The organism is Candidatus Pseudomonas phytovorans (assembly GCA_029202525.1).
In the GTDB taxonomy this organism is placed as follows: domain Bacteria; phylum Pseudomonadota; class Gammaproteobacteria; order Pseudomonadales; family Pseudomonadaceae; genus Aquipseudomonas; species Aquipseudomonas phytovorans.
This window is the reverse complement of the sequence record CP119325.1, coordinates 3,373,012-3,399,877: the sequence shown is the minus strand read 5'-3', so window position 1 is coordinate 3,399,877 and position 26,866 is coordinate 3,373,012. Positions and strand designations below refer to the sequence as shown.

General features: G+C 65.2%; 19 protein-coding genes. 11 read left to right on the top strand and 8 right to left on the bottom strand.

Going from position 1 to position 26,866, the window contains the following annotated elements:
* Nucleotides 1-142 precede the first annotated feature (142 nt).
* The 7 genes from P0Y58_15160 to P0Y58_15130 form a co-directional block, all read right to left on the bottom strand.
* Nucleotides 143-1,927, bottom strand: coding sequence for an ABC transporter ATP-binding protein (locus P0Y58_15160; protein WEK28250.1), 1,785 nt, complete (start codon nt 1,925-1,927; stop codon nt 143-145).
* Nucleotides 1,924-2,751, bottom strand: a complete 828-nt coding sequence (locus P0Y58_15155) for an ABC transporter permease (protein ID WEK28249.1) — start codon at nt 2,749-2,751, stop codon at nt 1,924-1,926. The genes P0Y58_15160 and P0Y58_15155 overlap by 4 nt, the downstream gene beginning before the upstream one ends.
* Complete coding sequence (locus P0Y58_15150; GenBank protein WEK28248.1) at nt 2,744-3,820, bottom strand: ABC transporter permease; 1,077 nt, start codon at nt 3,818-3,820, stop codon at nt 2,744-2,746. The genes P0Y58_15155 and P0Y58_15150 overlap by 8 nt, the downstream gene beginning before the upstream one ends.
* The gene (locus P0Y58_15145) at nt 3,813-5,387 is read right to left on the bottom strand and encodes an ABC transporter substrate-binding protein (protein ID WEK28247.1); all 1,575 of its coding nucleotides are present in this window, start codon (nt 5,385-5,387) and stop codon (nt 3,813-3,815) included. The genes P0Y58_15150 and P0Y58_15145 overlap by 8 nt, the downstream gene beginning before the upstream one ends.
* A gap of 10 nt (nt 5,388-5,397) precedes the next feature.
* Entirely contained in the window at nt 5,398-6,585 is a 1,188-nt protein-coding gene (locus P0Y58_15140; GenBank protein WEK28246.1) for an LLM class flavin-dependent oxidoreductase, read from the bottom strand.
* 166 nt (nt 6,586-6,751) lie between these two features.
* A complete protein-coding gene (locus tag P0Y58_15135) occupies nt 6,752-7,483 on the bottom strand; it encodes a class II aldolase/adducin family protein (protein ID WEK28245.1) in 732 nt (243 codons plus the stop codon).
* Between the two features lie 18 nt (nt 7,484-7,501).
* Entirely contained in the window at nt 7,502-8,563 is a 1,062-nt protein-coding gene (locus tag P0Y58_15130) for an ABC transporter substrate-binding protein (protein ID WEK28244.1), read from the bottom strand.
* Nucleotides 8,564-8,938: 375 nt separating this feature from the next.
* Here P0Y58_15130 and P0Y58_15125 point away from each other — a divergent pair, with 375 nt between their 5' ends.
* The 11 genes from P0Y58_15125 to P0Y58_15075 all read left to right on the top strand — a co-directional run bounded on the left by P0Y58_15125 (nt 8,939) and on the right by P0Y58_15075 (nt 25,350).
* Entirely contained in the window at nt 8,939-10,171 is a 1,233-nt protein-coding gene (locus tag P0Y58_15125; GenBank protein ID WEK28243.1) for an acyl-CoA dehydrogenase family protein, read from the top strand.
* Between the two features lie 93 nt (nt 10,172-10,264).
* Complete coding sequence (locus P0Y58_15120) at nt 10,265-12,040, top strand: ABC transporter ATP-binding protein (protein WEK28242.1); 1,776 nt, start codon at nt 10,265-10,267, stop codon at nt 12,038-12,040.
* Complete coding sequence (locus P0Y58_15115) at nt 12,033-13,883, top strand: ABC transporter ATP-binding protein (GenBank protein WEK28241.1); 1,851 nt, start codon at nt 12,033-12,035, stop codon at nt 13,881-13,883. Before P0Y58_15120 ends, P0Y58_15115 begins: the two co-directional genes overlap by 8 nt.
* Nucleotides 13,884-14,357: 474 nt before the next feature.
* On the top strand, nt 14,358-15,506 hold the full coding sequence (locus P0Y58_15110; protein WEK28240.1) for an LLM class flavin-dependent oxidoreductase: 1,149 nt from the start codon (nt 14,358-14,360) through the stop codon (nt 15,504-15,506).
* Between the two features lie 14 nt (nt 15,507-15,520).
* Nucleotides 15,521-16,585 (top strand): ABC transporter substrate-binding protein, encoded by a 1,065-nt coding sequence (locus P0Y58_15105; protein ID WEK28239.1) that lies wholly within the window; start codon nt 15,521-15,523, stop codon nt 16,583-16,585.
* A complete protein-coding gene (locus tag P0Y58_15100; GenBank protein ID WEK28238.1) occupies nt 16,582-17,640 on the top strand; it encodes an ABC transporter substrate-binding protein in 1,059 nt (352 codons plus the stop codon). The genes P0Y58_15105 and P0Y58_15100 overlap by 4 nt, the downstream gene beginning before the upstream one ends.
* 296 nt (nt 17,641-17,936) lie before the next feature.
* Nucleotides 17,937-20,180, top strand: a complete 2,244-nt coding sequence (locus tag P0Y58_15095; protein ID WEK28237.1) for a TonB-dependent receptor — start codon at nt 17,937-17,939, stop codon at nt 20,178-20,180.
* Nucleotides 20,181-20,320: 140 nt separating this feature from the next.
* Entirely contained in the window at nt 20,321-22,768 is a 2,448-nt protein-coding gene (locus P0Y58_15090; protein WEK28236.1) for a TonB-dependent receptor, read from the top strand.
* Between the two features lie 266 nt (nt 22,769-23,034).
* Entirely contained in the window at nt 23,035-23,787 is a 753-nt protein-coding gene (locus P0Y58_15085; protein WEK28235.1) for an ABC transporter permease, read from the top strand.
* Between the two features lie 10 nt (nt 23,788-23,797).
* Nucleotides 23,798-24,553 (top strand): ABC transporter permease subunit, encoded by a 756-nt coding sequence (locus tag P0Y58_15080; GenBank protein ID WEK28234.1) that lies wholly within the window; start codon nt 23,798-23,800, stop codon nt 24,551-24,553.
* 11 nt (nt 24,554-24,564) lie between these two features.
* Complete coding sequence (locus P0Y58_15075) at nt 24,565-25,350, top strand: ABC transporter ATP-binding protein (GenBank protein WEK28233.1); 786 nt, start codon at nt 24,565-24,567, stop codon at nt 25,348-25,350.
* Here P0Y58_15075 and P0Y58_15070 read toward each other — a convergent pair whose 3' ends face one another.
* On the bottom strand, nt 25,351-26,676 hold the full coding sequence (locus P0Y58_15070; protein ID WEK28232.1) for a sigma-54 dependent transcriptional regulator: 1,326 nt from the start codon (nt 26,674-26,676) through the stop codon (nt 25,351-25,353).
* Nucleotides 26,677-26,866: the final 190 nt, after the last annotated feature.

Here is a 26,866-nt window from a genome sequence, read left to right as displayed (position 1 = left end):
TCGCGTCGTACCAACCAGGCGGTCGCGCGCGCCTGTCACAGGTGTTACTGGCCCGAAACAAACGTGGGAGCGAGCGCAGCTCGCGATGCGCCGCGCGGGCGGCGCTCGATCTCACAGGCGCTGCATATCCCAAGGCATACACCTAGAGGCCAGCACGCAACCTGGGCGAATGCTCCACCAACGCCCGGGTATACGCATCAACCGGCCGCCCCAGAACCTGCTCGGCAGCCCCCTGCTCCACCACCCGCCCCTGGCGCAACACCAGCACCCGGTCGGCAATCGCCCGCACCACCCCAAGGTCGTGGGTCACGAACAACAACGTCAGCCCCTCCCCCTGCAGTCGCTTCAGCAAGGCCAGAATCGACGCCTGCACCGACACATCCAGTGCCGAGGTAATCTCGTCACACACCAGCAACTTCGGCTCGCAGATCAACGCCCGGGCAATCGCCACCCGCTGGCGTTCACCACCAGAGAGGCTATGCGGGTACAAGTCGGCCACGCGCGCCGGCAGCGATACCCGCTCCAGCACGGCCTCGACCCGCTGACGCGCTTCACCACCACGTATCCCGAAAAAATGCGCCAAAGGGGCGCTTAGCGTTTGCCCGATCGTGTGCCTTGGATTCAAGGCCCGATAAGGATTCTGGAACACATACTGGATCTGGTGACGCAACCGGGCATCACGTTCGCGCGCGGCGAACGGCAAAGGCTTGCCGGCGTAACCGAGTTGCCCTTGAACGTTTTCGCCCAGCCCGGCGATGGCCCTGGCCAGGCTGGTCTTGCCCGAGCCCGACTCGCCCACCAGCGCCAGGCACTCCCCTTGCCCCACCCGCAGGGAAACATCGAACAGCACCTGGCGATCGTAGGCGACATCCAGCCCCAGAACCTCCAGCAATACTGCTTCGCCCGGCACAGCAGCAGCCTCGAAAAGCGCCCCGCCGAGGGGCAGCGGCTCCCGGTGCGGCACCAGGCAAGCCACCCGATGACCGCCGTCATGCACCAGCAAAGATGGTTCGATCACTGAACACTCTGCACGACGCCTGCCGCAGCGCGGCGCAAACGCACAGCCATCCGGGCGCTGCCCCGGTGCCGGTGCGTGCCCGGCAATCGCCTGCAACGGCTGGCGCCGGGCAATGTCGGGAATGGCCGCAAGCAACGCACGGGTGTAGGGATGCAGCGGCCCGCGGAACAGCGCCTCGCGCCCGGCCACCTCCACCAGCCGCCCGGCGTACATCACCATCACCCGGTCCACCAGATCACGCACCACCGCCAAGTCGTGGGTGACGTAAAGCGCCGCCACACCCTGCTCACGGCACAGCCGCTTGAGGGTCTGGAGCACATGGGCCTGGGTGGTCACGTCCAGCGCGGTGGTGGGTTCGTCGAGTACGATCAGGCGAGGCCGCAAGACAAACGCCAGCGCCAGCATCACCCGCTGTTGCTGCCCGCCAGACAGCTGATGCGGGAACCGCCGCAGGAAAGCGTCGTCATCCGGCAGGCCTACATCCAGCAGGGTTTCGCCGATGCGCTGGCGTACTGCCTCACGCGACAGCGCGGGCTGGTGCGCCAACAGGGTCTCACGCAGCAAGGTCCCCAGGCGCAACGCCGGGTTCAGCGCCGTGGCCGGGTCCTGGGACACGTAGCCGACCAGCCCGCCACGGGCCAGGCGCAAGGCCTCGCCTTCGAGTTCGAGCAGCGATTGCCCGGCCACTACCACTTGCCCGCCAACAATGCGCGCGCCCTGCCGGGCATGGCGCAATAACGCCGTGGCCAAGGTGGTCTTGCCCGAGCCGGACTCGCCAACCAGGCCAACGATCTCCCCTGCCGCAAGGCTAAAGGACACATCGGCCAGCACATCGACCTGCCCGGCCAACTCTACCCGCAGCTCGCTTACCTGCAACACTTCACTCGCCACATTCAACAGCGCGCTCATGGCTGCTTCTCCCCAATCCGTGCACTGGCCCGGCCGATGCCTTCGGCAAGGATGTTGGTGCCATAGGCAAACACCCCGATCAGCAATGCAGGGGCCAGTACGGCCCAGGGCTGCACCAGCAGGCCGGCCTGGTTTTCATTGATCATCAAGCCCCAGTCTGCCGCTGGCGGTGCCACCCCGTAGCCCAGAAAGCTCAAGCCGGACAGCATCCCCACAGCCCAGGTCAGCATGTTGCCGAAGTGCACCAACAGCGGCGTAAGGATGTTCGGCAGGATTTCATGAAAGAGGATGCGCCAACGCGGGTAACCCATCATCTGCGCGGCCTCGATGTACTCCTGCCCGGCCACCGCCACGGCACTGCCCCGGGCCAGACGGACAACCCCAGGGATAAAGGCGATGGCCACCGTCAGCACGATCAGCCAAGGCGCCCGACCAAGCATGGACACGATCAACAGCACCAGGATCAGGTCCGGGAACGCCAGCGATACATCGGCCGCCCAGCTGATTGCCTGGTCCAGGCGCCTGCGCGAGAAGCCAGCCAACAGGCCCAGGCTGCCGCCGACCAGCAATGCGAGGGTGGCCGCAGCCACCGACATCCAAAGCACCGACTGGCCGCCGCTGAGCAACCGCGACAGCAGGTCATGGCCCAGAAAATCGTGCCCCAGCGGTGCCCCCGCGGCCGGAGGGCCGTACACCGGCCCAACCATCGCCGTGGGCGCGTGGGGTGCCAGCCAGGGGCCGAAGGCGGCCAGCAGCGCCACCAGCAAGGTGATCACAGCGCCGCGCCGTATCTGCGGGTCGGCCAGCCAACGGGAGTCAGTCATGGGTAGCCTCCTGGGCGGGGGTGCTGCGCGCGCGCCGCCACCATGGGCGAATGCCACGGCGGATACGGCGGATCATCCGCACCCGGCGTGCCGTGCGCAGCTTGGGGGTCAGCAGTACAGTCAGCAGGTCGGCCAGCAGGTTGATCAGCACCACCGCCAGGGTGATGACCAGCACCACCGCCTGGATCATCGGCAGGTCGCGCATCTGGATCGCTGCGTTCAGCGCCGTGCCGATGCCCGGGTAGCTGAAGATCACTTCGGCCAGCAGCGCACCGCCGACCAGCGTGCGCAAGGTCAGCGCCACGCCCTGGATCGCCGGGGTCAAGGCGTTAGGCAAGGTATGCCGCCAGACGATGCGCCGCTCGGGGATGCCACGCAGCCGCGCGGCGATCACATACTCGGACTCCAGTGCCTCGATCATCGAAGCCCGTACCATGCGCGTGAGGTACGGCAACGCAGTCAGGCTCAGCGCCACGACCGGTAGCACCAGCGACGGCCACTGCCGCCACAGCGGCAGCTGGAGGTCGAGGATCGACACCGCCGGCAGCCAGCCCATGCCCGGCATGGAAAACAGCAGCACCAGGCCGATGGCCAGCAGAAAACCCGGCGTGGCCTTGAGCAGGATCAACGCCGAAAGCCCCCAGCGGTCAAGCCTGCTGTCACGTCGTAGGGCCAGGCTTACCCCCAGCAGCAACGCCAGCGGCACGACCAGCGCCAACACCCCGACCAGCAAGGCCAGGGTGTGGCCGAGGCGGCCGAACAACAGCTGCGCCACCGGTACCTGGGAGTCCAGGGAAATGCCCAGGTCCCCGCGTAATACGGCGCCAAGCCATCGCAGATACTGCAGCAGGATCGGTTGGTCGAGGCCCAGTTGCCGTTGCAGGGTGAGGATGCTTTCCAACGGCGCATCCGGGCCGAGAATCACCCGCGCCGGGTCCGAGGGCAGCGCCTGGGTGGCGATGAACACCACCAGACTGATCACCCAGGCGGTCAGCAGCCCGTAACCGAGGCGGCCAATGAACCAGGCCAGCCAGGCCGGCGTGCGGGGTGTGTGTCGAGTATCAGGCATTGGGGTTCAACCAGAGTTCGTCAAAGCGCCAGGAAGCGAAAGTGGTCTGTTCCGGGGTAAGCCCGCCAACCTTGGCCGACGCTGCATCGAGCACGTCAGAAAAACCCCAGATCAGCAACCCGCCACGTTCATGCTGGATGGCCTGGGCTTCGTGTACCAAGGCCTTGCGCCGCGCCAGGTCGGGCTGGGCCAGGGCTTGCTGGAACAGTTCGGTAAAGCGTGGGTCGTGGAAGTTGCTGCGGTTGTAGATGGCCTGTGGCGCATCGTTGTGCAGCGCCGAGGCGAGAAAGCCGCGCGCCGGCGTCGAGCCCGGCGAAAGTTCCCATTGCTCACGTTGCGGGCCATTGAATACCGAACCATCGACTTGGTTGACCTTCACCTGTACTCCAGCCTTCAGGGCCTGCTGGGCAAACACCAACGCGGCGTTGACGCCAGGCCCCGGCGTGGTGGTCAGCTCGACGCGCAGGTCAGTTTGCCCAGCCTGGCGCAGCAGCGAACGTGCCTGGTCCAGGTCGTACGGGCGCTGGGCAATGGCGTGGTTGTAGGTTGGGTCGTGAGGCGAATACAAGTCGTTCGCCACCCGGCCAAAGCCATTGAGCCCACGCGCCACCAGTTCCTGGCGGTCGGCCAGCAGGCGGAATGCCTGGCGCACGCGCACATCCTGAAACGGCGCCTTGGCCAGGTTCAGGTTGAAACCAGTGAACGAGGTGGTTGGCGAGGCATACAGGCGCAGCCGTGGGTCGGCCTTGAGCAGTGCGCTGTGCTCGGCCTGCACACCACTGGCCACGTCGATCTGCCCGGCGCGCAGCGCAGCAGCCCGCGAGACCTGATCCTTGAATTCGATGATTTCCAGCTCGTCCGCATAGGGGCGATTGGGCTTGAAGTAATTTTCAAAACGGGTGTACAGCGAGCGCTGGCCGGGGATGAAGCTTTTCAGGCGGTACGGCCCGGCACCCACCGGTTTGGTCACCGGGTGGTAGTCGGTAGGCACGATGCCGCCGAAGCTGATCAACGTTTCATCCAGTGGGTAGAAGCTTTGCCCCTGCTTGAAACGTATTTCAATGGTGCGCTCATCCAGCTTGCGCAGGGCCTGTCGATCAATCGCGCCGACCAGGCCGGCGAATGGCGAAGCCAGTTGCGGGTCGGTCAAGCGCAGAATCGAGAACAGCATGTCGTCGGCGGTGATGCTCTTGCCGTGGTGGAATTCCAGCCCAGGCTTGAGGCGGATGGTCCAGGCGCTGGCGTCGGCATTCGGCTCGGCGAACTCGGCCAGTGCCAGGCGCGTGCTGACGTCGGCGTTCCATTCCCAGAATTTGGCGTACAGCGCCCAGCCACGGATGATACCGCCACCCACCGGCTTGTGCGCATCAAGGTTGCCGGCCTGGTCACCATCGATAATGCCTACCCGCAGGCGTCCACCGTGCACCGGCGTTCCCGGCAGCGCCGCACTGGCCGCTGCCGGCGCGCCGCTGTCGCAGCCGCTGAGCAGCCCACCGCCGAGAATCAGGCCGCCGCCAACGGCCAGGCTGTTGCCGAGAAACACCCGGCGCGAAAACAGCTCGCTCATCACCCTCTCCTCATGCCGGTTGCGCCACGCCGGGCTTGCTGGCTGCGCCCAGGCGCGGCACTTCAAAGCCATGGTCCAGGTCCAGCAGCGGGAACAGCAGATCTGCCACCCGGTGTGCCTCATCAATCAGCGGGAAGCCTGAGAGGATGAATGCCGATGTGCCCTGGGCCTCGTATTCACTGATACGCTCGGCGACCTGCTCGGCGCTGCCGACCAGGTAAGTGCCGGCTGCAGGGCCAAGGATGTTGAAGCCGAACAGGCTGGGGCCCAGCCAGACGTTGGGGTAGATCTCCAGCTCGCGGGCGGTGGGCAGGCGCCCGGCGCGGATGCTGTCGAGGTTGCGCTGGATACGCGGATCGTCGCTGACGTAGCTGTCGAAGGTTTGTCCAGGGGGCAACTGCCGCTCGATGGCCGCGCGCGCGGTGGCCAGCGAGGTCCGCTGCAACAGGCGCTCTGCATGGGCCCAGGCTTCTTCCTCGGTCTCGCGCACGATCACCTGCAGACGGGTGCCGTAGGTCAGCTCACGGCCGATCTTCGCCGCCTCGGCCGCCACCCGGCGGAACTTGTCGCCAAGCTTTTGCGGGGTGTCAGCGAAGCTCAGGTAAACATCGAGCAGTTGCACTGAGTGGGCCACACCTGGTGCCGAGGTACCAGCGCCCCACAGCGGGATGCCGGGCTTTTGCTTCGGTGGGTGCCAACCGCCCAGCGGGTGATGGGCAGCGCCTGGCGAACGGGGTGAAAGCTTGACGTAGCGGCCGTCGTAACCGGCGGTTTCGCCGGCGTAGAAGCTTTGGAAGGCACGCCAGTATTCCAGGCTGAAGTCGTAGCGTTCATCGTGCGGGTAATGCACGCCCAACGTGGCCAGGCCGGCGTCGTTGCCGTTAACCACGTTGAACAGCAGGCGGCCGTTGGAGAACTGGTCGAAGGTCAGCGCCCATTTGGCCAACACCGCTGGCGACAGCTCGCCCGGGTGCTGGGCGACCAGGAAGCGCAGGCGCTTGGTGGCGTCGATCAACGCCGCCGACACGGCCAGGCTTTCGTTGGGACTGGAGCCGAGCAACGAGCCGTAGAATCCCAGGCGGTCGGCGGCGATGGCCAGTTGCTTGAGGTGTTCGAAATCGGTGTGCCAGCGGCCTTCGGGTTCCCAAGGATAAGGGCCGTCGGGGGTGGTGAGGTACCAGAGGATTTTTACTGCCATGGGGGTGGGTCCTTTTCTTGAGTGGGGTGCAAGGCTTGAGGGCCTTGGGGCTGCTTTGCAGCCCATCGCGACGCAAGGCCGCTCCTACAAGGGTCCTGTGTACGCCGACCGATGTAGGAGCGGCCTTGTGTCGCGAAAGGGGCGCACGGCGCCCCCAGCGATCGAATCAGTTACGCCGATCGATGCCAGGCACCAAGCCGAGCTCAGTCGCACGGTCATACAACCCGCTCATTTTCCACTGCTGCGTCAGCACCCCCGGCCCATAAGGCCGCGAGCCACCCAGGGCATCAGCCAGCAATTGAATCTGTGCGCCCTCCTCCAGCAACAGGATGAACTCTGCCGTGGCCCGCAGCCCCTGCTTGCCCCACACCGTAGAGCCGCCGTTGGCTTCCAGAATGGCCAGGTTGAACGGGTTTTCGGCGATCTTGTCGAGGATAAAATCCACTTCGGCCTGGCGCCGGTCGATGTACACCGGCAGCTCGCGGGCCAGCTGGTAGCGCTGCACCGGTACATAGTGGAACGGCAAGGTGCGGTGGGTCTGGGCCCAGGCACCGAGGTACGGGCTGTGCACGTGTGACACGGTCGTAACGTCGGCGTGGGTCTGGAACAGCTTGGTGTATCGGCCCAGCCCACCTTTGCCCTTGCCGACGATGACGTTGCCGGCAAAGTCAGTGACAGTGGCCTGCAGCGGCTTGCGGTGGTTCCACGGCCCGCCGTAGTTCACCGATACCAGCAGTTCTTCACCGGGCACCCGCTCGATGAAACCGACTGTGCCATTGGCGGTGATGGTGTTGGTTTCGCGAAATACGCTGAAGGCCGCTTCGGCTTCGGCCAACACCTGGTCGATAAAGGCCTGCAGTTCGGCAGTGACGGGGCGTTCGTTGATCAGTGCGGTCATGTTCAATCTCCAGTCAGGTCAGGCGCGGCGTTGGGCCAGCAGTTCATGGGCAGCTTGCAAAGGCCGCGGGTCGACCCAGTCGGCGATGTCGAAATCGGCTTCGAGGAAGCCGTGCAGGTACAGGAAGTCTTTTTGTGTGCCGAGAAATGCCAGGCGCTGGGCGGACAGGTCCGGCGCAAGTGTGGTGTGGAAATCACCGCGGTAGGCCTCGGCCACACCCTGGCTGCCGGCACGCGTTTCTTCTTCAAGGATGCTGTTGAGCGCGGCGCGGTTGCTGGCTGCCCACTCGGCGGCGCGCAAGGTCTGGGCGAGGAAGCGCACCACCAGGTCGAAGTGGTTGTCGAGCAGGCGCTGGTGCACGGTGATCGGCCTTGGTGTGCCGTTGTTGATGCGGTGGCGCGGGTCGGCCAGCAGGTCGAGGTCAACACCGACCACCAGGCCAAGTCGCCGGGCAGCATCCGCCGCCGCCGCGCCCTTCACGTACACCGCATCGACTTCTCCGCGCGCCAGGTAGTCCAGGCCCGACCACAGCCGCTGCAAACCCAGCTGCGGGTCGGCGGCTGCAGCCTGATCGAGCAAGGCAACCTCCACCAGTTGCACATCATCCAGTTGCAGGCCTGCCGAAGCCAAAGCGCCTTTGTAGCCATGCAGGCTCATGGCGCGGGCGATGCTGCCAGGGCGGCTATCGCCCCAAGCCGGCAGGGCCAGCCGCTTGCCACGCAGGTCAGCGGCACTGCGGATACCGGAATCCGGGCGGACCAGAATGGTTTGCCATTCCTCGATCCAGGTCAGGCCGATCAACCGGCTGGGCGAGCCTGCTGCACGTGCCGCCAGTGCCGGCACGTTACCGCCTTCGCGAAACAGCCCGGGCAGTTGGTGATCGTAATGGTGATGGCCAAGCTGGCGGGCCTCCTGCAGGGTCGAGACGGGCAAGCCATCGGCAGCAAACTCTTGCTCAAGCCAACCGAGCTTGTAGGCCAGGCCTGAGGCGGTAGGCACCGGGCAGCGGGTAAACCATATGCGCTCCAGGGCGGAGGGGTCATCTGCCAGGCGTTTTGCTACGGGGGTTGCGAGGGTCATGGGGTGGCTCCTTGGGCGTCGTGCAAGCACCATTGCAGTGTGCGTGCCAACCGTTGGAGGCCCTGATTTACCTGGGTTTGGCTGTTGCATCAGGGTGCTGGGTGCTTGGCTGGGAGCAGGATTGCGGGCGGGGTGCTGCCAGATCAGCAGAGTGACTGCTGCTGGGGCAGCAAACAGTTGTGCAAGCCGCGCAGGATGGGGCTTGGGGAGGGATGGCAAAGATATTGCTCAAGAGCTTTTTACCGCGGTGTGGCCATTCGCGGGTGAACCCGCTCCCACAGGGACCGCGCACAGCTCAGGCAATGCGGTCCCTGTAGGAGCGGGTTTACCCGCGAAGCAGGCGCACTGGCCCTTCAGACAATCCGAGACCCCACAATGAGCGCCATAGAACCCTCCCCCGCCCGCCGCCTGACCAGCGAAACCGAAGCCATCGAAACCGCCCGCCAGGTCGCCGCGCAAATTGCCGAGCTGGCCGCCGACCCGCGCAACAACGGCCAGCTCCCCCACCGCCAGGCCGAACTGCTGTCCAGCAGCGGCCTGACCGCCATCGCGGTACCTGCCAGGTTCGGCGGCCTCGGTGCCTCGGTGCAGACTGTGGTCGAAACCGTGCGCCTGATCTCTACCGCCGACGGCGGCGTCGGCCAGTTGCTGCAGATTCACAACGTCATGCTGCGCGGCATCTTCACCGGCTACCCGGATGAAGTACGCGACCGGCTGATCGCCGACGTGCTGGCCGGCAAGCGCTTCGGCAACGCCCTGGCCGAAGTCGGCGGCAAGAACAAATTTGCCCTCAAGACCCGCGTCGAGCGCCGTGCCGATGGCCAGTGGGTACTCAACGGCAGCAAGTTCTACTCCACCGGGTCCTACCTGGCCGAGTGGATTTCGCTGACCGCTGCCAGCGAAGACGGTGGCGTCGGCGTGCTGCTGCACCGCGACACCCCCGGGCTGACCCTGATCGATGACTGGCAGGCCTTCGGCCAGCAGAACTCGGTGAGCGGCACGGTGAACTTCGACAACATCGTGCTCGACGAGCGCTACCTGACCCGCCGCAGCGGCCCAATGAAACGCACCGGCCTGACCTTCCCGCAGATCCTCCATGCGGCCATCGACACCGGCATCGCCGCTGGCGCCTTGCAGGCAGCTGTCGAGTACCTGCGCGAGCATGCCCGGGCCTGGGTGGAAAGCGGCGTCGAACGCGCCAGTGACGAGCCACATGTGATTCGCCAGATCGGCGAATACGCCGTGGCGCTGCGCGGTGCCGAGTCAGTGCTGCGCGAGGCGGCGCGGGTGTTCGACGAACACGAGCGCGACCCAGAGAACAAGGCCTTGCAGGATGAGCTGATCTTGTCGGTGGCGACTGCCCGCGCGCATTCCGATGCTGCGTCGCTGAAGATTTCCAGCGACCTGTTCTCGTTGTTGGGGGCCAGCGCGTCGCTGAGCAAGTGGAACCTCGACCGCTTCTGGCGCAATGCCCGAGTGCACACCACCCACGACCCTATCCGCTGGCGGCTGCACAACGTGGGTAACTACTACCTGAACGGGGCCGATCCGGGGGAGTACACGGCGGTGCTAAATGCCAAGGAAACCCAGGGCGCTACCCGCCGTTGACACGGGGTTTGGACGGAGGGGCGCTTTGCGCCCCTATCGCGACACAAGGCCGCTCCTACAGGGGGCGGCGTCGCATTTTGATCGAGCATTTACATGAACCACCCTCTTCTTCGGGCTTTGGCCATCTATCGCGAAATGCCCTGGCGCTTCGCACTGGTCACAGCCTTGTACATTGCCGGCAACCTCGGCCTGGCCTGGCAGCAGTGGCTGATCGGCCGTGCGGTCGATGATGTCAGCGCCGGCCGCGCCGTGCTGCGCCTGGCCGACGGCCGCCTGGACGCCAGCGTGGCCTGGCACTGGCTGTGGCTGCTGCTGGCCATCGCCCTGGGCCGCGGCCTGCTGCAGTACGCCGCTGCCGTGCTGTCGCTGGTGCTCAGCCAGGCCCTGCTCACGCGCCTGCGTGAACGCATCCTCAACCAGGTGCAGCGCTTGCATCTGGGCTACCACTGGCACCACGGCATGGGCGAGCTGGTCACGCGCACCACCCGCGACGCCGACAAGGTGCGCGACGCGCTGATCACTTTCTGGCGGCAGATCATCGAAACGCCGCTGGTGGTCATCGCCGCCGTGGGTTTGTTGAGCTGGTACGACCCACTGCTTGGCCTGGTGCCGTTGCTGCTGACCGGCGCCGGGTTGTGGCTGTTCGTGGTGCAGACCGATCGGCTGGTCAGCCTGGACCGCGCAGTGGGCGCTGCCTATGACCAGGTCAGCCAGGACCTGGCCGAAGGCATCGGCGGGGTGCGGGTGATCAAGGCCTTTGGCCTGGAAAACCAGCGCATCGCGCGGTTCGCCAGCCAGGTCGAGGTGTTTACCGGCCACGCCCGCGCCGCCCTCGCCTACGCCAGCTCGCGGATTCCACTGCCGCAGGCTGTGGTGGCGCTGGGGCATGTGTGGATCCTGGTCTACGGTGCCCACCGTGTGGCAGCCGGCGCGCTGGGCATCGGCGAGCTGGTCGCCGCGCTGCTGGTGGCCACCACGCTGGTGTTTCGCATCGAAGGCATTGGCCGGGTGATGCAGACGTTCGCCGATGCCCGCGCCAGCGCCGAACGCATCTGGCAGTTGCTGGACGAACGCCCGGCCATCATCAGCGGCCATGCCACCCTGCCCGCAGGGCCGTTGGGGCTTAAGCTGAACCAGGTGCAAGTCAGTGCAGCGGAAGCTGGCCGGCCTGTCCTGCAGGACTGCTCGCTGACGCTGTTGCCCGGTGAGGTGGTGGCACTGGTCGGTGCCACCGGCACCGGTAAAAGCCTGTTGGCCAGCCTTTTGCCACGTTTGGCCGATGTGCAGCACGGCAGCGTGCAAGTCGGTAGCGACACTGCCGGTTGGCAAAACGTGCGCGACCTCGACCTGGCGGACCTGCGCCGCCGCGTGCAGGTATTGCCGCAAGAGAGCTTCCTGTTCTCTGACAGCCTGGCTGCCAACTTGCGCCTGACCGCGCCGCAGGCCAGCGATGCACAGTTGCGCGAAGCATTGCGCCTGGCCGCCGCCGAGGATGTGCTGGAACGCCTGCCTCACGGCCTGAATACCCCGCTGGGCGATCGTGGCGTAACCCTGTCCGGCGGCCAACGTCAACGCCTGTGCCTGGCCCGCGCATTGCTCGGTGCACCCGACATCCTCTGCCTGGACGACGCCACCAGCGCACTCGATGCCTTGGGCGAACGGCAGGTGCTGGACAACATCCGTCGCCTGCACCGCGCGAGCGGCCAAGGCCCGACTTTGCTGCTGATCACCAGCCGCCTGTCCACCCTGCTACTGGCCGACCGTGTAGTGATGCTGGAAAACGGCCGCATTACCGCCAGCGGTAGCCATGCCGAGCTCAGTGCAGACAACGCCCACTACCGCGACTTGCTGGGGATCGACCATGAGTGACACGCAACACACACCTGCCAGCGATATCGACATCGAGCAACGCCTGGCCCGCCAGGCGCTGGACCGCGGTATGTTCCACCGCCTGCTGCCGCTGTTGCGGCCAATTCGTGGGCAAATCCTGACAGTGATCGGCATCGAGTTGCTGCTGGTGTTCACCGTTTTCCTGCGGCCGTGGTTCGTGCGTGAACTGCTGGACAAGGGCCTGGTGCCCAGCGCCGACCACTGGCTGCTCGACGAGCGCCTGGTGCTGTGGCTGGGCCTGGGGCTGGCAGCGAGCTGGCTCGGGCGCTTCTTGCTGGCCGGGGTGTCGCAGTTCATTGCCGGGCGCGCAGCGATAGGCGTAATCAACGCCCTGCGGGTGAAAGTGTTCGCCCATGTGCAGGCGCTGTCGGTGAGCTACTTCGACCAGACCCGGGCCGGGCGTATCATTTCCCGTGCCGACCGTGACGTGGACGCGCTGGAGCCCTTGCTGGTGCAAGGCCCGCCCGAGCTGCTCGGCGCCCTGCTACGTTGCGGCCTGGCAGCGGTAATGCTATGGCGCATCGACCCCAGTTTCTTCTACAGCCTGGTTGCCACGGTACCGCTGCTGGCCGTGGCCACCTGGCGCTTCAAGCGAGTATCGCAACGCAACTGGGCCAAGGTGGCCGAGCAGCGCAGCCGCTTCACCGCGCACCTGGTGGAAAGTGTGAGCGGGGTACGGCTGATACAGCAATGCGGGCAAGAGCAGACCAACCAGGCACGCTACCGGGGCCTGCTGGAAGACTTCAACCAGGCACTGATCCGCGGCAGCCTGCGCGCTGGCTGGTTCGCCCCTTTCACCGCACTGCTGAGCACCGCCGGCATGGCCGTGCTGTTGCTGGTCGGCGCCTACGGCCTGGCCGAAGGCAAGGTCAGCGTGGGCCAGGTGGCCGAGAGCCTGTTCTACGTGTTCCTGTTCCTTGGCCCGCTGCAAGAGCTGTCGGACCTGTTCGAGCGCTACGCCACCGGCAGCGCTTCGGCCCAGCGCATTTTCCTGTTGCTCGACACCCGCCCGCAGGTGCTCGACCCCCCCGCGCCGCGCGCGCTGGCCAGGGCACGCGGCCAGGTGGACTTCGACGCGGTCGGGTTTGCCTATGCGCCGAACAGCCCGCGCCCGGTGATTGACGGGCTGAGCCTGCATATCCGTGCCGGCGAGGTGCTGGCCATCGTCGGCCCCTCGGGGCATGGCAAGAGCACGCTTGTACAGTTGCTGACGCGCTTCTACGAAGTGCAGCAAGGCGCAGTCAAGCTCGATGGCATCGACCTGCGCGCGCTGGCCCAACATGACCTGCGGCGCAACGTAGGCGTGGTGCTGCAGGACAACGTGCTGTTCAGCGGCAGCATCCTCGACAACCTGCGCCTGGCCGCGCCCACCGCCAGCGATGCACAGCTGGTGGCAGCAGCCCGCGAGCTGGGTGCCGACGAGGTGCTGGAACGTTTGCCACAGCGCTACCACACTGAAGTCGGCCCGCTGGGCGCGCACCTCAGCCACGGCCAGCGCCAGCTGGTGTGCCTGGTGCGGGCCTATCTGGCCGACCCGGCAGTGCTGGTGCTCGACGAAGCCACTTCGGCGGTGGACGTGCACACCGAGCGGCGTATCCAGCGTGCCCTGCGCCGGCTGTGCCAGGGGCGCACGGCGATCATCATTGCTCACCGACTGGCGACCATCCGCGATGCAGACCGGATTGCCGTGGTGAAACATGGGCAGGTGGTGGAGCAAGGGGCGCATGCCGAGCTGATTGGCCGGGGTGGGGCTTATTCAGCGCTGTATGAAGCGTATCTGCGCAGTGCCGGGGAAGTAGCAACTGCGGCGGTCGAAGTCTGACTTGCCGGCCTCTTCGCGGGTGAACCCGCTCCCACAGAACTGCACTTAGCTAACTGATTAGCAGGGTCTCTGTGGGAGCGGGCGTGCCCGCGAACACCGGCGCAGCCGGTGCCATACACCGCGTTGGATTCTTCGCGGGCACGCCCGCTCCCACAAAGTCCGCGTCGCGCTTACGAATTCAGCTCTCTGCGTGACAACGCAGCCCAAAGGGCTGGGTAATCTCCCACAGGTACAGCGCAGGTCTGACAGGCAGCGCAGAACCTGTGGGAGCGGGTTCACCCGCGAAAGGGCCGGAACAGATATGCACCGCACCCTGCTGCCACCCCAGCATCCATTGCTGCCGCACTGCTGCCACAGCAGCACCCCTCTCCCCGTCTACTCATCAAACCCCCGCCCCACAGGCCCTACGCCACGCATGGCACAGCCGTTGCACCACCCTCCCCATCTGCACAACCTCCCTCTTCAGGAGCCCCCATGACCACCGAATTCTTCTGGCGCCTGCCTTTAGGCACCGACGGCCCGCAGCTGTCCACCGACCGCCATAACCGCGGCAACCCCGCCCACCGCCCCGGCAACATCGCGCCCGGCCGATTGCCCGACGGCCAGGCGGATGGTTTCACCTACATCGACTACATCGCCCAGGTCGCCAAGGCGGCCGAGCTCGCCGGGTTCGAAGGCGCGCTGCTGCCCACCGGCCCGGAGCCGTGGATCGCAGCCGCCGCGCTCGCCCGCGAAACCCGGCGCATTCGCTTCCTGATCGCTTTCCAGGCCACCTGGACCTTGCCCGCTTATGCCGCCCAGCAGGCGGCAATCCTGCAGAACCTCAGTGGCGGTCGCCTGGACTGGAACATCATCACCGGCGGCAACCCGGCCAGCCAACGGGCCAATGGCGACTTCCTCGAACATGACCTGCGCTACAAGCGTACCGGCGAATTCCTCGACGTGATCCAGGGCCTGTGGACGCAGGACAAGTTTTCCTATGAAGGCGATATCTACCGCCTGGAAAACGGCAGCCTGCCACCGGGGCTGCAACACGAACGCAAACCGGGCGTGTACTTCTCTGGCTTTTCCGATGCCGCGCTGGACGTGGCTGCACGCCACGCTGATGTGTACCTGAATTGGGCCGAACCCATCGACAAGCTCAAGCCACATATCGAGCGTGTGCGCGAGCTGGCCGACAAGCAAGGCCGCACGGTGCGTTTCGGTCTGCGTGTCGACCTGTTCGCCCGCGAGACCGAGGAACAAGCCTGGCGCGAGCTGCGCCAGCAGTTCGAGCGCCTGGAAGGCAAGGCCAGTGCCAGCGCCAAGGGCTTCGTGACCGGTTCGGACTCGGTAGGCGGTGCACGCCAGGCAGCCTATCACCAAGGCTTGCAGGGCTTCGACGAACTGATCCTGGCGCGCAACCTGTGGGCCGGTTTCGCCAAAGCCAAGCCCGGCCCCACCGTGGGCCTGGTGGGCAGCCACCAGAACATCGCCGAACGCCTGGCCGAATACCGCGATGCCGGTTTCAGCACCTTCATCCTCGCCGCCAACCCGCACCTGGAAGAGGCCCTGCGCATCGGCCAGGAAGTGCTGCCGCTGGTGCAGGCCGCCACCCCTACCCCTCTGCAAGCCAGTGCCTGACCCGGAGCCAGAACATGAGCCAAACCCTCGATACCTTGTGGTACACCCGCTGTCCGGTGCCCACCGGCCTGGGCATTGCCGTGCAGCAAGGCTGGCTGCAGGAAGACCTGGCCGGCCTCGGCACCCAGGTACAGTCCCTGCGTGAAGCCGACCAGCAGGCGGTGCGCGAATCGCACTTCGACCACAGTCTGCTCAATTCGGTGCGCCACGGCGGCAGCATCCCGGCCATCTGGGCCCGCGCCCAAGGCCGCGACACCCGGGTGATCGGCCTGTCATGGGCAGATGAGGCGCAATTGATCCTGACCCGGCCAGACAGCGGCATCCACACCGTAAAAGACCTCAAGGGCCGCCGCTTCGGCCTGCCCGACTGGGCCGCAGCACAGATCGACTTCACCCGCGCCCAGGCGCTGCGCGGGCTGGAAAACGCCCTCAAGCTCGCAGGGTTGCAAGTGGGCGACGTGGACTTGGTCAACTACCGCTACGACGGCACCTTCAGCGACCGCCCGGTGCGCAACGTGGCCGGCACACCGGTGTCCAGCACCCAGAGCGAAGGCCGCAACCTGGAGCTGGCCGGCCTGCTGCGCGGCGAGGTCGACGCAATCTTTCTCAAAGGCGCCAGCGCCGTGCAACTGGCCCACGCCTTCGCCCTGCACACAGTGATCGACACCGGCAGCCACCCCGACCCGCTGATCCGCAGCAACAACGGCACACCACGCACCCTGGCGGTGGACAGCCACCTGCTGGCGCAGCACCCGCAGGTGGTGCACACGCTGCTCGGTTCGGTGCTGCGCGCCGAGCGCTGGGCACATCAGCACCCCGACGAAACACGTCGCTACCTGGCGCGGGAAACCAACTGCAGCGAGTATTGGGTACAAGTGGCTTACGGCGCTGACGCCCACCTGCGCCTGAGCACGCGCCTGGAAGAACAGGCCATCGATGCCTTGCAGGACTTTGTCGAGTTTCTGAAACGCTGGCGCTTCATCCCGGCCCGCTTCGAGGTGCGCGACTGGATCACCCGCGAGCCACTCGACCAACTGCTGGCTCCCCTCCAAATGGACAGGAAACCCGTTACCCCATGACCAAGCCCCTGGAAACCCTCTGGTACACCCACAGCCCAGTTCCCACCGGGCTCGGCATTGCCGTGCAGTCGGGTCGCCTGGCCGAGGCGTTTGCGCCGTTCGGCACCAACATCCAGTCGCTGCGCGAGTCCAGCGAACGCGAAGTGCGCGAAGCCCATTACGACCATCACTTGCAGAACTCGGTGCGCCACGGCGGCAACATCCCGGCGATCTGGGCCTACGCCAGCGGCGTCGAGACCCGCGTGCTGGGGTTGTCGTGGAGCGATGAGGTGCAATTGATCCTCACCACCGAAGAAAGCGGTGTGCGCAGCATTCGCGACCTTAAAAACCGTCGCTTCGGCATACCGAAGTGGGCGAATGTACAGATCGACTTCACCCGCGCCCAGGCCCTGCGCGGGCTGGAAAACGCCCTGAAGCTCGAAGGCCTGGCGGTGGCCGATGTGGAGCTGGTCGACTACCCCTATGGCGGCACCTACAGCGACGATGCCAAGCAGCACCTGTACGGCGCCGAAGTGAGCCTGGACACCAGCCGCTTCAGCCGGCGCAACAACGAGCTGATCGGCCTGCTGCGCGGTGACATCGACGCCATCTTTCTCAAAGGCGCGCACGCCGTGCACCTGGCCCACGAGTTCGGCCTGCGCGTAGTGGTCGACACCGGCAGCCACCCCGACCCGCTGATCCGCAGCAACAACGGCACCCCGCGCACGCTGACCGTGGACCGGCACTTGCTGGAAAACCACTTCGATGCCAGCCGTACGCTGGTCGACACGGTGCTGCGCACCGAGCAATGGGCCTGGGCCAACCCCGAGGAAACCCGGCGCTTTCTGGCACGTGAGCTGAACACCAGCGAATACTGGGTGGCGGCGGCTTACGGCGATGATGCGCACAGGCGCTTGCGCACGACGCTGGACAGCCGCTCGATCGACGCGCTGCAGGACTTTACCGAGTTCCTGTTCAGGTGGGAGTTCATACCGCGGCGATTTGACGTGCGCGACTGGATTGATTTTCACGTACTGGAGAGTGTGATCGGTTCGACTTCGCGGTTAGCCGTTTGAGATTTTTGGGGCTGCTGCGCAGCCCATCGCGACACAAGGCCGCTCCTACACAGTCCTGCATACGCCGGTCGATTGTAGGAGCGGCCTTGTGTCGCGATAGGGCCGCAAAGCGGCCCCAACAATCTCAGCCCAACGACTGCTGCCCCAGCAGCACCCGCCCAGCACCCCACTGCTGCCCAATCTGCAACACCCTCTCAAAATCAGAATTAAATCTTTATAGTTCAATGACTTAACAACATGGCACAGTCCCTGCTCTAGCTCTCCCCAACAACGCTTTACATACGGGGAGATCCACCATGCACCAGCTCAATCCACTAGCCCGCCAGATCAGCCTCGCGCTGCTGCTGGCCGGCACCGGCAGCCAGGCCATCGCCGCCAACGAAGACAACAAGAGTGAACCGGCCCTGGAAACCGTCACCGTCACCGCCCAGCATCGCGAACAGACCTTGCAGGAAGTACCGGTAGCGGTATCGGCCATCAAAGGCACCAGCATCACCGCCGATGGCGTGCGTTCGATGGGCGACATCACCACCTTCGTGCCCAATGCCTCGGCCAAGAACCCCGATGGCGACGGCCGCCCGCGTTGGTACATCCGTGGCCTGGGCACCGGCGATACCGGCGCGGCAACGGTCTTCCCGGTAGGTATCTATGCCGATGACGTCTACCTCAATGCTCCCATCGCTGGCGGCGGGCCGCTGTTCGACCTGGAGCGCATCGAAATCCTGCGTGGGCCACAAGGCACCCTGTATGGCAAGAACACCACTGCCGGTGCAGTGAACGTGATCTCGAAGAAGCCCACCTTCGACACCGACGGGTATGGCACCGTCGGCTTTGGCAGCAAGAACGAACGTATCGTCACAGGCGCCATCGGCGGCGCGCTGGTGGACGAAAAACTGGCCGGACGAGTAGCGCTGTATTCCGAGGAGCGTGACGGCTTCCAGAACAACGACTTCGACGGCAACACCTATGGCGATGTGAACAAGAAGGCCATCCGCCTGCAGTTCCTGGCCCAACTCAACCCCGACCTGGATGCCCTGCTCAAGCTACACAGCCGCCAGTTCAAGGGCGACGGCAGCAATGGTTCGCTGCCAGTGGGCCGCTACTACAACGTTGGCTACGAACGCCCGCATGGCCGCGACATCTCGCTGAACGTCAACGAGGACTATCGCCTGGACCACGACGGCGCCTCGCTGACGTTCAACTGGTACCTTGGCGACTACACGCTGACCTCGATCAGCGCTTACGACTACATCCGCAACCGCTCCACCAGCGACGCCGACTACACCCCCTACGAGGTCAACGGCGCGTCGATCACCGACAACAGCTACCGCCAATGGTCGCAAGAGCTGCGCCTGGCCTCGCCGGAGGATCGCCCGCTGCACTGGCTGCTGGGTGCGCACTACTTCCACGAAGACCTCGACAGCTCGGCACAGCGGGTGGTTACCCCTGGGCCAACGCCCAACGGCACCGGCTCGAACCAGGTGGGCACCACGGCGTTGCGCGATATGGGCTTTGACCACCGCACCGACAGCTACGCGCTGTTCGGCAACCTGACCTACGACTTCACCGATGATTTCAGCGTCACCGGCGGCCTGCGCTGGACCCAGGAGAAAAAGGACATCAACCTGGACCTGGTGCAACTGACCCGTGCCACCGCCAACGGCCCGCTGATCCCGCTGGGTGGCGTGGGCACCAACGGCAACCGCCAGGAAGACAAGACCTGGGAAGCCTGGACCTACGACCTGACGCCCGAGTACCGCATCAACGACAACCTGCGGGTGTTCTTCCGCTACGCCCACGGGTTCCGCTCGGGTGGCTTCAACACCGGGCTGTCGACCAGCCTGGCGCAGCTGACCACGGTTGACCCGGAAGAGCTGGATGCCTACGAGCTGGGGCTGAAGTCAGAGTGGTTCGACCGCCGACTGACCGTCAACGCCAATATCTTCTACTACGACTACTCCGACATCCAGGTGAACCTGCTGACGGTGAACAACGGCGTGCTCACCACCGCGCTGACCAACGGCGCCAAGGGCAAGGTCAAGGGCGCAGAGCTGGAGATCGAAGGCCAGCCGACAGAGCGCCTGCACTTGCGCGCGGCGGTGTCGTTCCTGGACACCGAGTACACCGACTTCAAGAACACCAACCCAACCACAGGCGCAGTGACCGGCGACTACAGCGGCAACAGCTTTGTGCGTTCGCCGCGTAACGTGGTGTCGCTGGGCGCCGACTACACCATCCCATTGGAAGTGGGCGGCAAGCTGGTGGCAGGGGGCGACGTGAGCTTCCGCGATAAGGAGTACTTCCTGGCCGACCGCCAGAGCAGCGCTGACGAAACCCTCAGCCAGCCCCACTACACCCTGGCCAACGCGCGCCTGAGCTGGTTCAGCCACGACGACAAGTTGAGCGTGACCGGGTTCGTCAACAACCTCACCGACCGCCGCTACCAGGTACACGGCCGGCCCAACGGTACCGCCGGGCAGTACGTGATCACCTACGGCGACCCACGCACCGTCGGGCTCAGCGTTACCAGCCGCTTCTGAGTTGCCCTTCAGGGCCTCATCGCCGGCAAGCCAGCTCCCACAGGTACAGCACAGGGCCTGAAACGTGTGGGGACCTGTGGGAGCTGGCTTGCCGGCGATGAGGCCTGCACTGCCAATACATCATTCAGCAGGAAAATCCCATGCCCCACCACTCCCCCTTGGCCAGCGCCATCGCCCTGGCCATCGCCGGCCTCGCCGTGCCCGCCTTCGCCGCCGAATCCAACGACCGCCTGGACACGGTGGTCGTAGTCGGCACCCACCGCAGCGACGTCACCGCCCTGCAAAGCGCCGCCCCGGTCGATGTACTAAGCGGCGAAAAACTGCAGGAAACCGGCGCCGCCGACCTGTCCGCCGCGCTCACGGCGCTGTCACCGTCGTTCAGCTTCCCGCAATCGCCGCAAGGCGCCTTCGCCGGCTCCATTGCCCAAGGCGCCTCGCTGCGCGGCCTGGCATCCGACCAGGTGCTGGTGCTGGTCAACGGCAAGCGCCGCCACACCAGCGCCAACGTCACCCGCCAGGGCCTGGTCAACGCCCGTGGCGCGGCAGCGGTGGACCTCAGCCTGATCCCGCTGTCGGCCATCGAACGCGTGGAAATCCTGCGCGACGGCGCCGCCGCCCAGTACGGTTCGGACGCCATCGCCGGGGTGATCAACATCGTGCTCAAGGAGCGTGACGACGGCGGTAACGCCGGCTACCGTTTCGGCGGTTACAAGAAAGGCGACGGCCTGCAACGCAAACTCAGCGGCTGGAAGGGCTTTGCCCTGCCCAACGACGGCTTCCTGACCCTGGCTTTCGACGCCGGCAGCCAGGACCCGGCCAGCGACACCCGCGACGACAACCGCATTTTCTACCCCGGCTCCACCAGCATCGACACCGCGCGCGAGCAGAACAACCGCTACCGCAACTGGCGCTGGGGCTCAGGCAATGTCTCAGACCAGTACAACTTTACCGCCAACGCCGAAATGGGCCTGACCGAGGGCTTGAGCGCCTACGGCTTCGCCACCTATGCGCACAAGAATACCGACGCCGAAAACTTCTTCGACCCACCCACCACCCTGCGCAACAACTATGGCAGCGTAGCCTTGGCGCGCTACCCGGACGGCCGCCTGCCGGTCACCCGCTACGGCCTGGAAGACTTTGCCGTCACCGGTGGCCTGCGCTTCGAAGACCAGGCCCTGGGCAAATTCGACCTGGCGCTCAATTACGGTGACAACCGGGTCGACTCCACCGACCGCGACGCCATCAACCCCAGTTGGGGCAGCGCCAGCCCGTCGACCATCTACACCGGCCGCCGCGAGGCCGATCAGACCAACCTGACCCTGGACTGGACCCGCGACTTTGCCAACGACTGGCTGTTCAAGCCGTTGACCGTGTCCGCCGGGCTGGCCTGGCGCCAGGAAAACTACGACCTCAGCGAAGGCGACGCCGCAGGGTGGTCCAACGGCCCCCTGTTCAACACCAACGATCCCATCACCGGCCGACGGATTCCGGGTTACTACTCGGGCATCACCCAAGTCGATGCCGTGTCACTCGACCGCCGCGTAATAGGCGCCTACTTCGATGTCGAAGCCCAGCTCACCGAGAAATTCCAGGCTGGGGTTGCCGTGCGCAGCGAGCATTACTCGGACTTTGGCGACACCACCAACGGCAAGCTGTCGTTGCGCTATGATTTCACCCCCCAGATTGCTGCCAGGGCCAGCGCCAGCACCGGTTATCGCGCGCCTTCGCTGGTGCAGAGCGGTCTGTCGTCGTTCAGCGTGCAGGTGGTGGAGCAGCCGCCAGGCAGTGGCAACTGGGTCGAGGTGCAGCAGCGCACCCTGCGTGCCGACAGCCCGGAGGCAGCCCTGGTGGGCGGCAAGGCACTGAAGCCTGAGGAGTCGACCAACTTCTCCGTCGGCCTGGTCTGGCGGCCACTGCCCAACGCCTCGGTCACCCTTGATGCCTACCGCATCGACATCGACAACCGCATTACCCTGTCCGACCAACTTCCGGCCGCGGTGGTCGGCCCGATCTTCGCTGGCACGCCCTACGCCAACATCCAGAGCGCGGCCTTCTACACCAACATTGCCGACACCCGCACCGACGGCTTCGAACTGGCCGGCCATTACCAGCTGGACGTGGGCCGATGGGGCCGTGTGGACTTCAACGGCGGTTACGCGCGCAACAACACCCGCATCACCGGGCTGGACGATGTTGGCAGTATCCCCGGCAACCAGATCATCGGGCGCAACACCCAGGGGCTGATCGAAGACGGCACACCCGAGGACAAGCTGACCCTCAGCGCCAACTGGCTGTATGAAGGCTGGAGTGTCACCGTTGCCCAGCGCCGTTATGGCGAATGGAAAAACCGCAACGCCGCCAACCCGACGCTGGACCAGACCTTCAGCCCGCAGTGGGTAACCGACCTGGACGTGTCTTATCGCTTTGACCTGGGCCTGACCTTGTCGGCGGGCGCGATCAACCTGTTCGACAGCCACCCGGACAAGCTCGAGGGCGCGCAGTTGTATGGCGTGCCGAAGTACTCCATTACCAGCCCGGAGGGTGCGCAAGGGGCGTTCTACTACACCAGTGTGAATTACGACTTCTGATCTGATGATCTGAAACCGCGCTGGCTTCTTCGCGGGCTTGCCCGCTCCCACAGGAGGGCACCGACCTGCAAACCTGCGTAGTACCTGTGGGAGCGGGCGAGCCCGCGAAGAAGCCAACACTGATGCTGCTGACAGACTGCTGCTGTAGCAGCACCCCACTGCTGCCCCAGCACCACCCTCCCTCTCAGGCCCCGTAATCCCGGCTCTGCACCGCCTGGCACAGCTCTTGCGATACCCCTTTACCCTCTGCTTTCCCAAGGCCGGCCATGCACGTGCTCTCCCGTCTTTCCTGGTTCATCTCCCCCCTGGCCCTGCTCACCCTCTGGGCCGCAGTGGCCAATGCCGGGCTGTTTCCCGCCAACCTGCTGATCCCGCCTCTGGAGGTTTGGCATAGCCTGAACGATCTGCTCGCAACCGGCGAGCTACAAGAGCACCTGGCCGGCAGCCTGTCGCGACTGGCCCTGGGTTTCACAGGCGGCACGCTGGCCGGCCTTGGTTTTGGCGCGGCGCTGGCCTTGTCAAAAACCGTGGAGGCTTATTGCGCACCGCTGTTCCACACCCTGCGCCAGGTGCCCAGCATCGCCCTGATCCCGATGTTCGTGCTGCTGTTCGGCGTGGACGAAACCTTCAAGGTGGTGATCGTTGCCAAGACCGCATTCTTCCCGGTGGCGCTGGCCACCTGCGAAGGTATCCGCGCCATCCCGCGCAGCCACTTCGAAGTGGCCGCGGTGTACCGATTGCGCTGGCCCACGCTGGTAGGCCGGATTGCCCTGCCCGCTGCAGTGCCAGCTATCGTCACCGGCATACGCGTGGCCCTGACCCGGGCCTGGGTAGTGCTGGTGGCATGCGAACTGCTGGCGGCCGACAGCGGCCTGGGGCAGATGATCGAGATGGGCCGGCAGATGCTGCGCATTGATGTGGTGATGGTCGGCGTGGTGCTGACCGGGCTGATCGGCTTCACCCTGGATTTCACCCTGCGACGCTTGGAACGGCACTTGTCCGCCTGGCAAAGCCGTTGAGGAGGCTGTGATGAAACGACCTGATTTGCGTGGCCTGGTACTGCCACTTTTGCTGCTCGGGGCCTGGGAGTACGCCTCGCGCCAGGGTGCAGCCGGGGCCTATGCCTTCGTGCCACTGGCGCAGGTGGGCACAGCACTGGCCGAACTGCTGGGCAGCGGTGAATTACTGGTCAACCTGTGGGCCAGCCTGATGCGCACCTGCAGCGGTCTGGCCATCGGCATTGCCGGCGGTATCGGCCTGGGTGCATTGATGGCCATGTGCACACCCGCCAACCGCCTGATCGCGCCGCTGTTCCACGCTTTGCGCCAGGTGCCAATGCTGGGCTGGATCCCGCTGATCGCCTTGTGGCTGGGTAACGGCGAAGGCGCCAAGTTGCTGATCGTCAGTTTGGCGGCGTTGTACCCGATGGTGCTCAACACCTTCGAGAGCCTGCGCCAGGTCGCAGGCCAGCACCGCGAAGCGGCGCGGGTACTGATGCTGAGCCGCTGGCAGCAGCTTTGGCTCATTCTGTTACCCGCCGCACTGCCAGGCATTGCCGCCGGCGTGCTGCAAGCCATGGCCTTCGCCTGGGTGACCTCAGTGGGCAGTGAGTTGTTCCTGTCTGCCGGGGCGGGCCTGGGCAGCCTGATGATGAATGCCGAAGCCGCCGCGCGCATGGAAATCATCGTGGTCTGCGTGCTGTGCATCGGCCTGAGTGGCTACCTGATGTCCTGGCTGTGCACCCTGCTCACCCGCCGCCTGCTGCGCTGGCGCACCCACTCTTGAAAGGCCCCACCATGAACGCCATCGCCCACGCTCTACCCACCACCGCCAGCACTGGCGCGCTGACCATACGCAGCCTGAGCAAAGCCTACCCGCTCAAGGGCAAGCCTGTGCCAGTGCTCGAAGGCATCAACCTGGACATCCGCCCTGGCGAATTCATCAGCATTGTCGGCGCCAGCGGCTGTGGCAAATCCACCCTGCTGCGGCTGATTGTCGGCCTCGACCAGGACTACCAGGGGCAGATACTGCTGGACCAGCAACCCGTAAGCGGGCCGGGCCTGGAGCGCGGTATCGTGTTCCAGGACCATCGCCTGTTCCCGTGGATGACCCTGCAGCAAAACATTGCCCTGGCCTTGAAAAACCACGTGCTACCCGCAGCCGAGAAGCACCGGTTGGTGGCCGAGCACATCGAACTGGTCGGCCTGAGCGGCTACGAGCAGGCCTATCCGCACCAGCTGTCTGGCGGCATGGCCCAGCGCGCGGCAATTGCCCGGGCGCTGGTGAACAAGCCCAAGGTCCTGTTGCTGGACGAGCCGCTGGGGGCGCTGGATGCCCTGACCCGGGTGCGCCTGCAACAGGAGCTGCAGCGTATCTGGGTGCAGGAGCGCTGCACGGTGATCATGGTGACCCATGACATCGAGGAAGCGCTGTACCTGGGCGATCGGGTGATCGTGATGGATGCGCACCCAGGGCGGATTCGTGAGGACCTGCGCATTGACCTGCCGCATCCGCGCCAGCGGGACAGCCAGCTGTTGCAGGGGTACAAGCAGCGCTTGTTGGGGGAACTTGTAGGGCATTGATCAGCGTATCTGATGCTTATGCAGCAAGCGGTAAAAGGTCGGCCGCGAAATCCCCAGCACTTTCGCCGCCAGGCTCATGTTATCGCTATGCCGGTTAAGCACATCGCACAGTGCCTGGCGCTCGGCCCGCTGCTTGTATTCATCCAGCGTGCCCAGCGGCTGCTGCCCCTGTTCCAATGTCTGCAGCCCCAGGTCCTGCGCCTCGATCTGCCGGCCCTCAGCCAGCACCAGGCCGCGACGCACCCGGTTGGCCAGCTCGCGTACATTGCCCGGCCAGTCGTGCCGGCCCATGGCCGCCAGGGCATGGTCGCTGAACGAGCGCGGCCGGCGTCCGGTTTCCAGGCTGTAGAAATGGGCAAAATGGCTGGCCAGCATCGACAAGTCACCATGCCGGTCGCGCAGTGGCGCGGTCACCACCTGCAACACGTTCAGGCGGTAATACAGGTCTTCGCGAAAACGACCCTGCTCGATGGCCCTTTCCAGGTCAACGTGGGTGGCGGCCAATACCCGCGCGTCCACGGGTATCGGCTGGCTGCCGCCCACCCGCTCAATGTGCTTTTCTTGCAAAAAACGCAGCAGATTGGCCTGTAGCTCCAGCGGCAGGTCACCGATTTCGTCAAGGAACAGTGTGCCGCCATGGGCGGCTTCAATGCGCCCGGTCTTGCGCTGATGGGCACCGGTGAAAGCGCCCTTCTCATGGCCGAACAGTTCGGACTGGATCAGGTGCTCGGGGATTGCCCCGCAGTTGATGGCGATGAACGGCTGCTCGCTGCGTTGTGACTGCCGATGCAGGGTACGGGCCACCAGTTCCTTGCCTGTACCGCTTTCACCACGGATCAGCACAGGCGATTCGGTGGGCGCCAACTTGCCCAGCAGCTTGCGCAGCTCGCGGATCGGCCGGCTTTCGCCGAGCAGTTCGTGGGTCGCCTCGTCCACCTTGACGGCCCCTTTGCCGCGCAACCGCGCCATGCCGAACGCCCGGCCAAGGGTGACCTGCACGCGGGAGACATCGAAAGGCAGGGTGTGGAAGTCGAAGAACCACTCGCAGACAAAATCGCCGACAGCCGGCATGCGCAACTGCTCGGCGCTGAGCACCGCGATCCATTCTGTGTTACTGCGCTTAATCATGTCCTTGACCGCGTCCGGGTGCCTGAGGTGCGAAGCCTGCAAGCGCAACACCCCCACATCACAAGGATGATCCAGCGCGGCACCGAGCATGCAACTGTCCACATCCCAGCCTGCGCTACTCAGGCCAGGTAACAATTGGTGGCAGTCGTCGCAGGGGTCGACGATGAGCAAACGACGTTGAGCGGCAAGCTGCTGCATGACCGATCCTTGGCGCCAGTTTTTGGTTTTATTAAGTAAAACAGTAAGTTGTGGCGCCCGTTTAACAGTAGCAACGAAGTTGACGGTGCCCACTACCGTCTGTCTGCTGACGCATTTTTTTACAAAGTGCCACGGGAATTTTCGCACTCTGTCGACATCACATGGCGGCGCAGCAAACAACGGATACAGG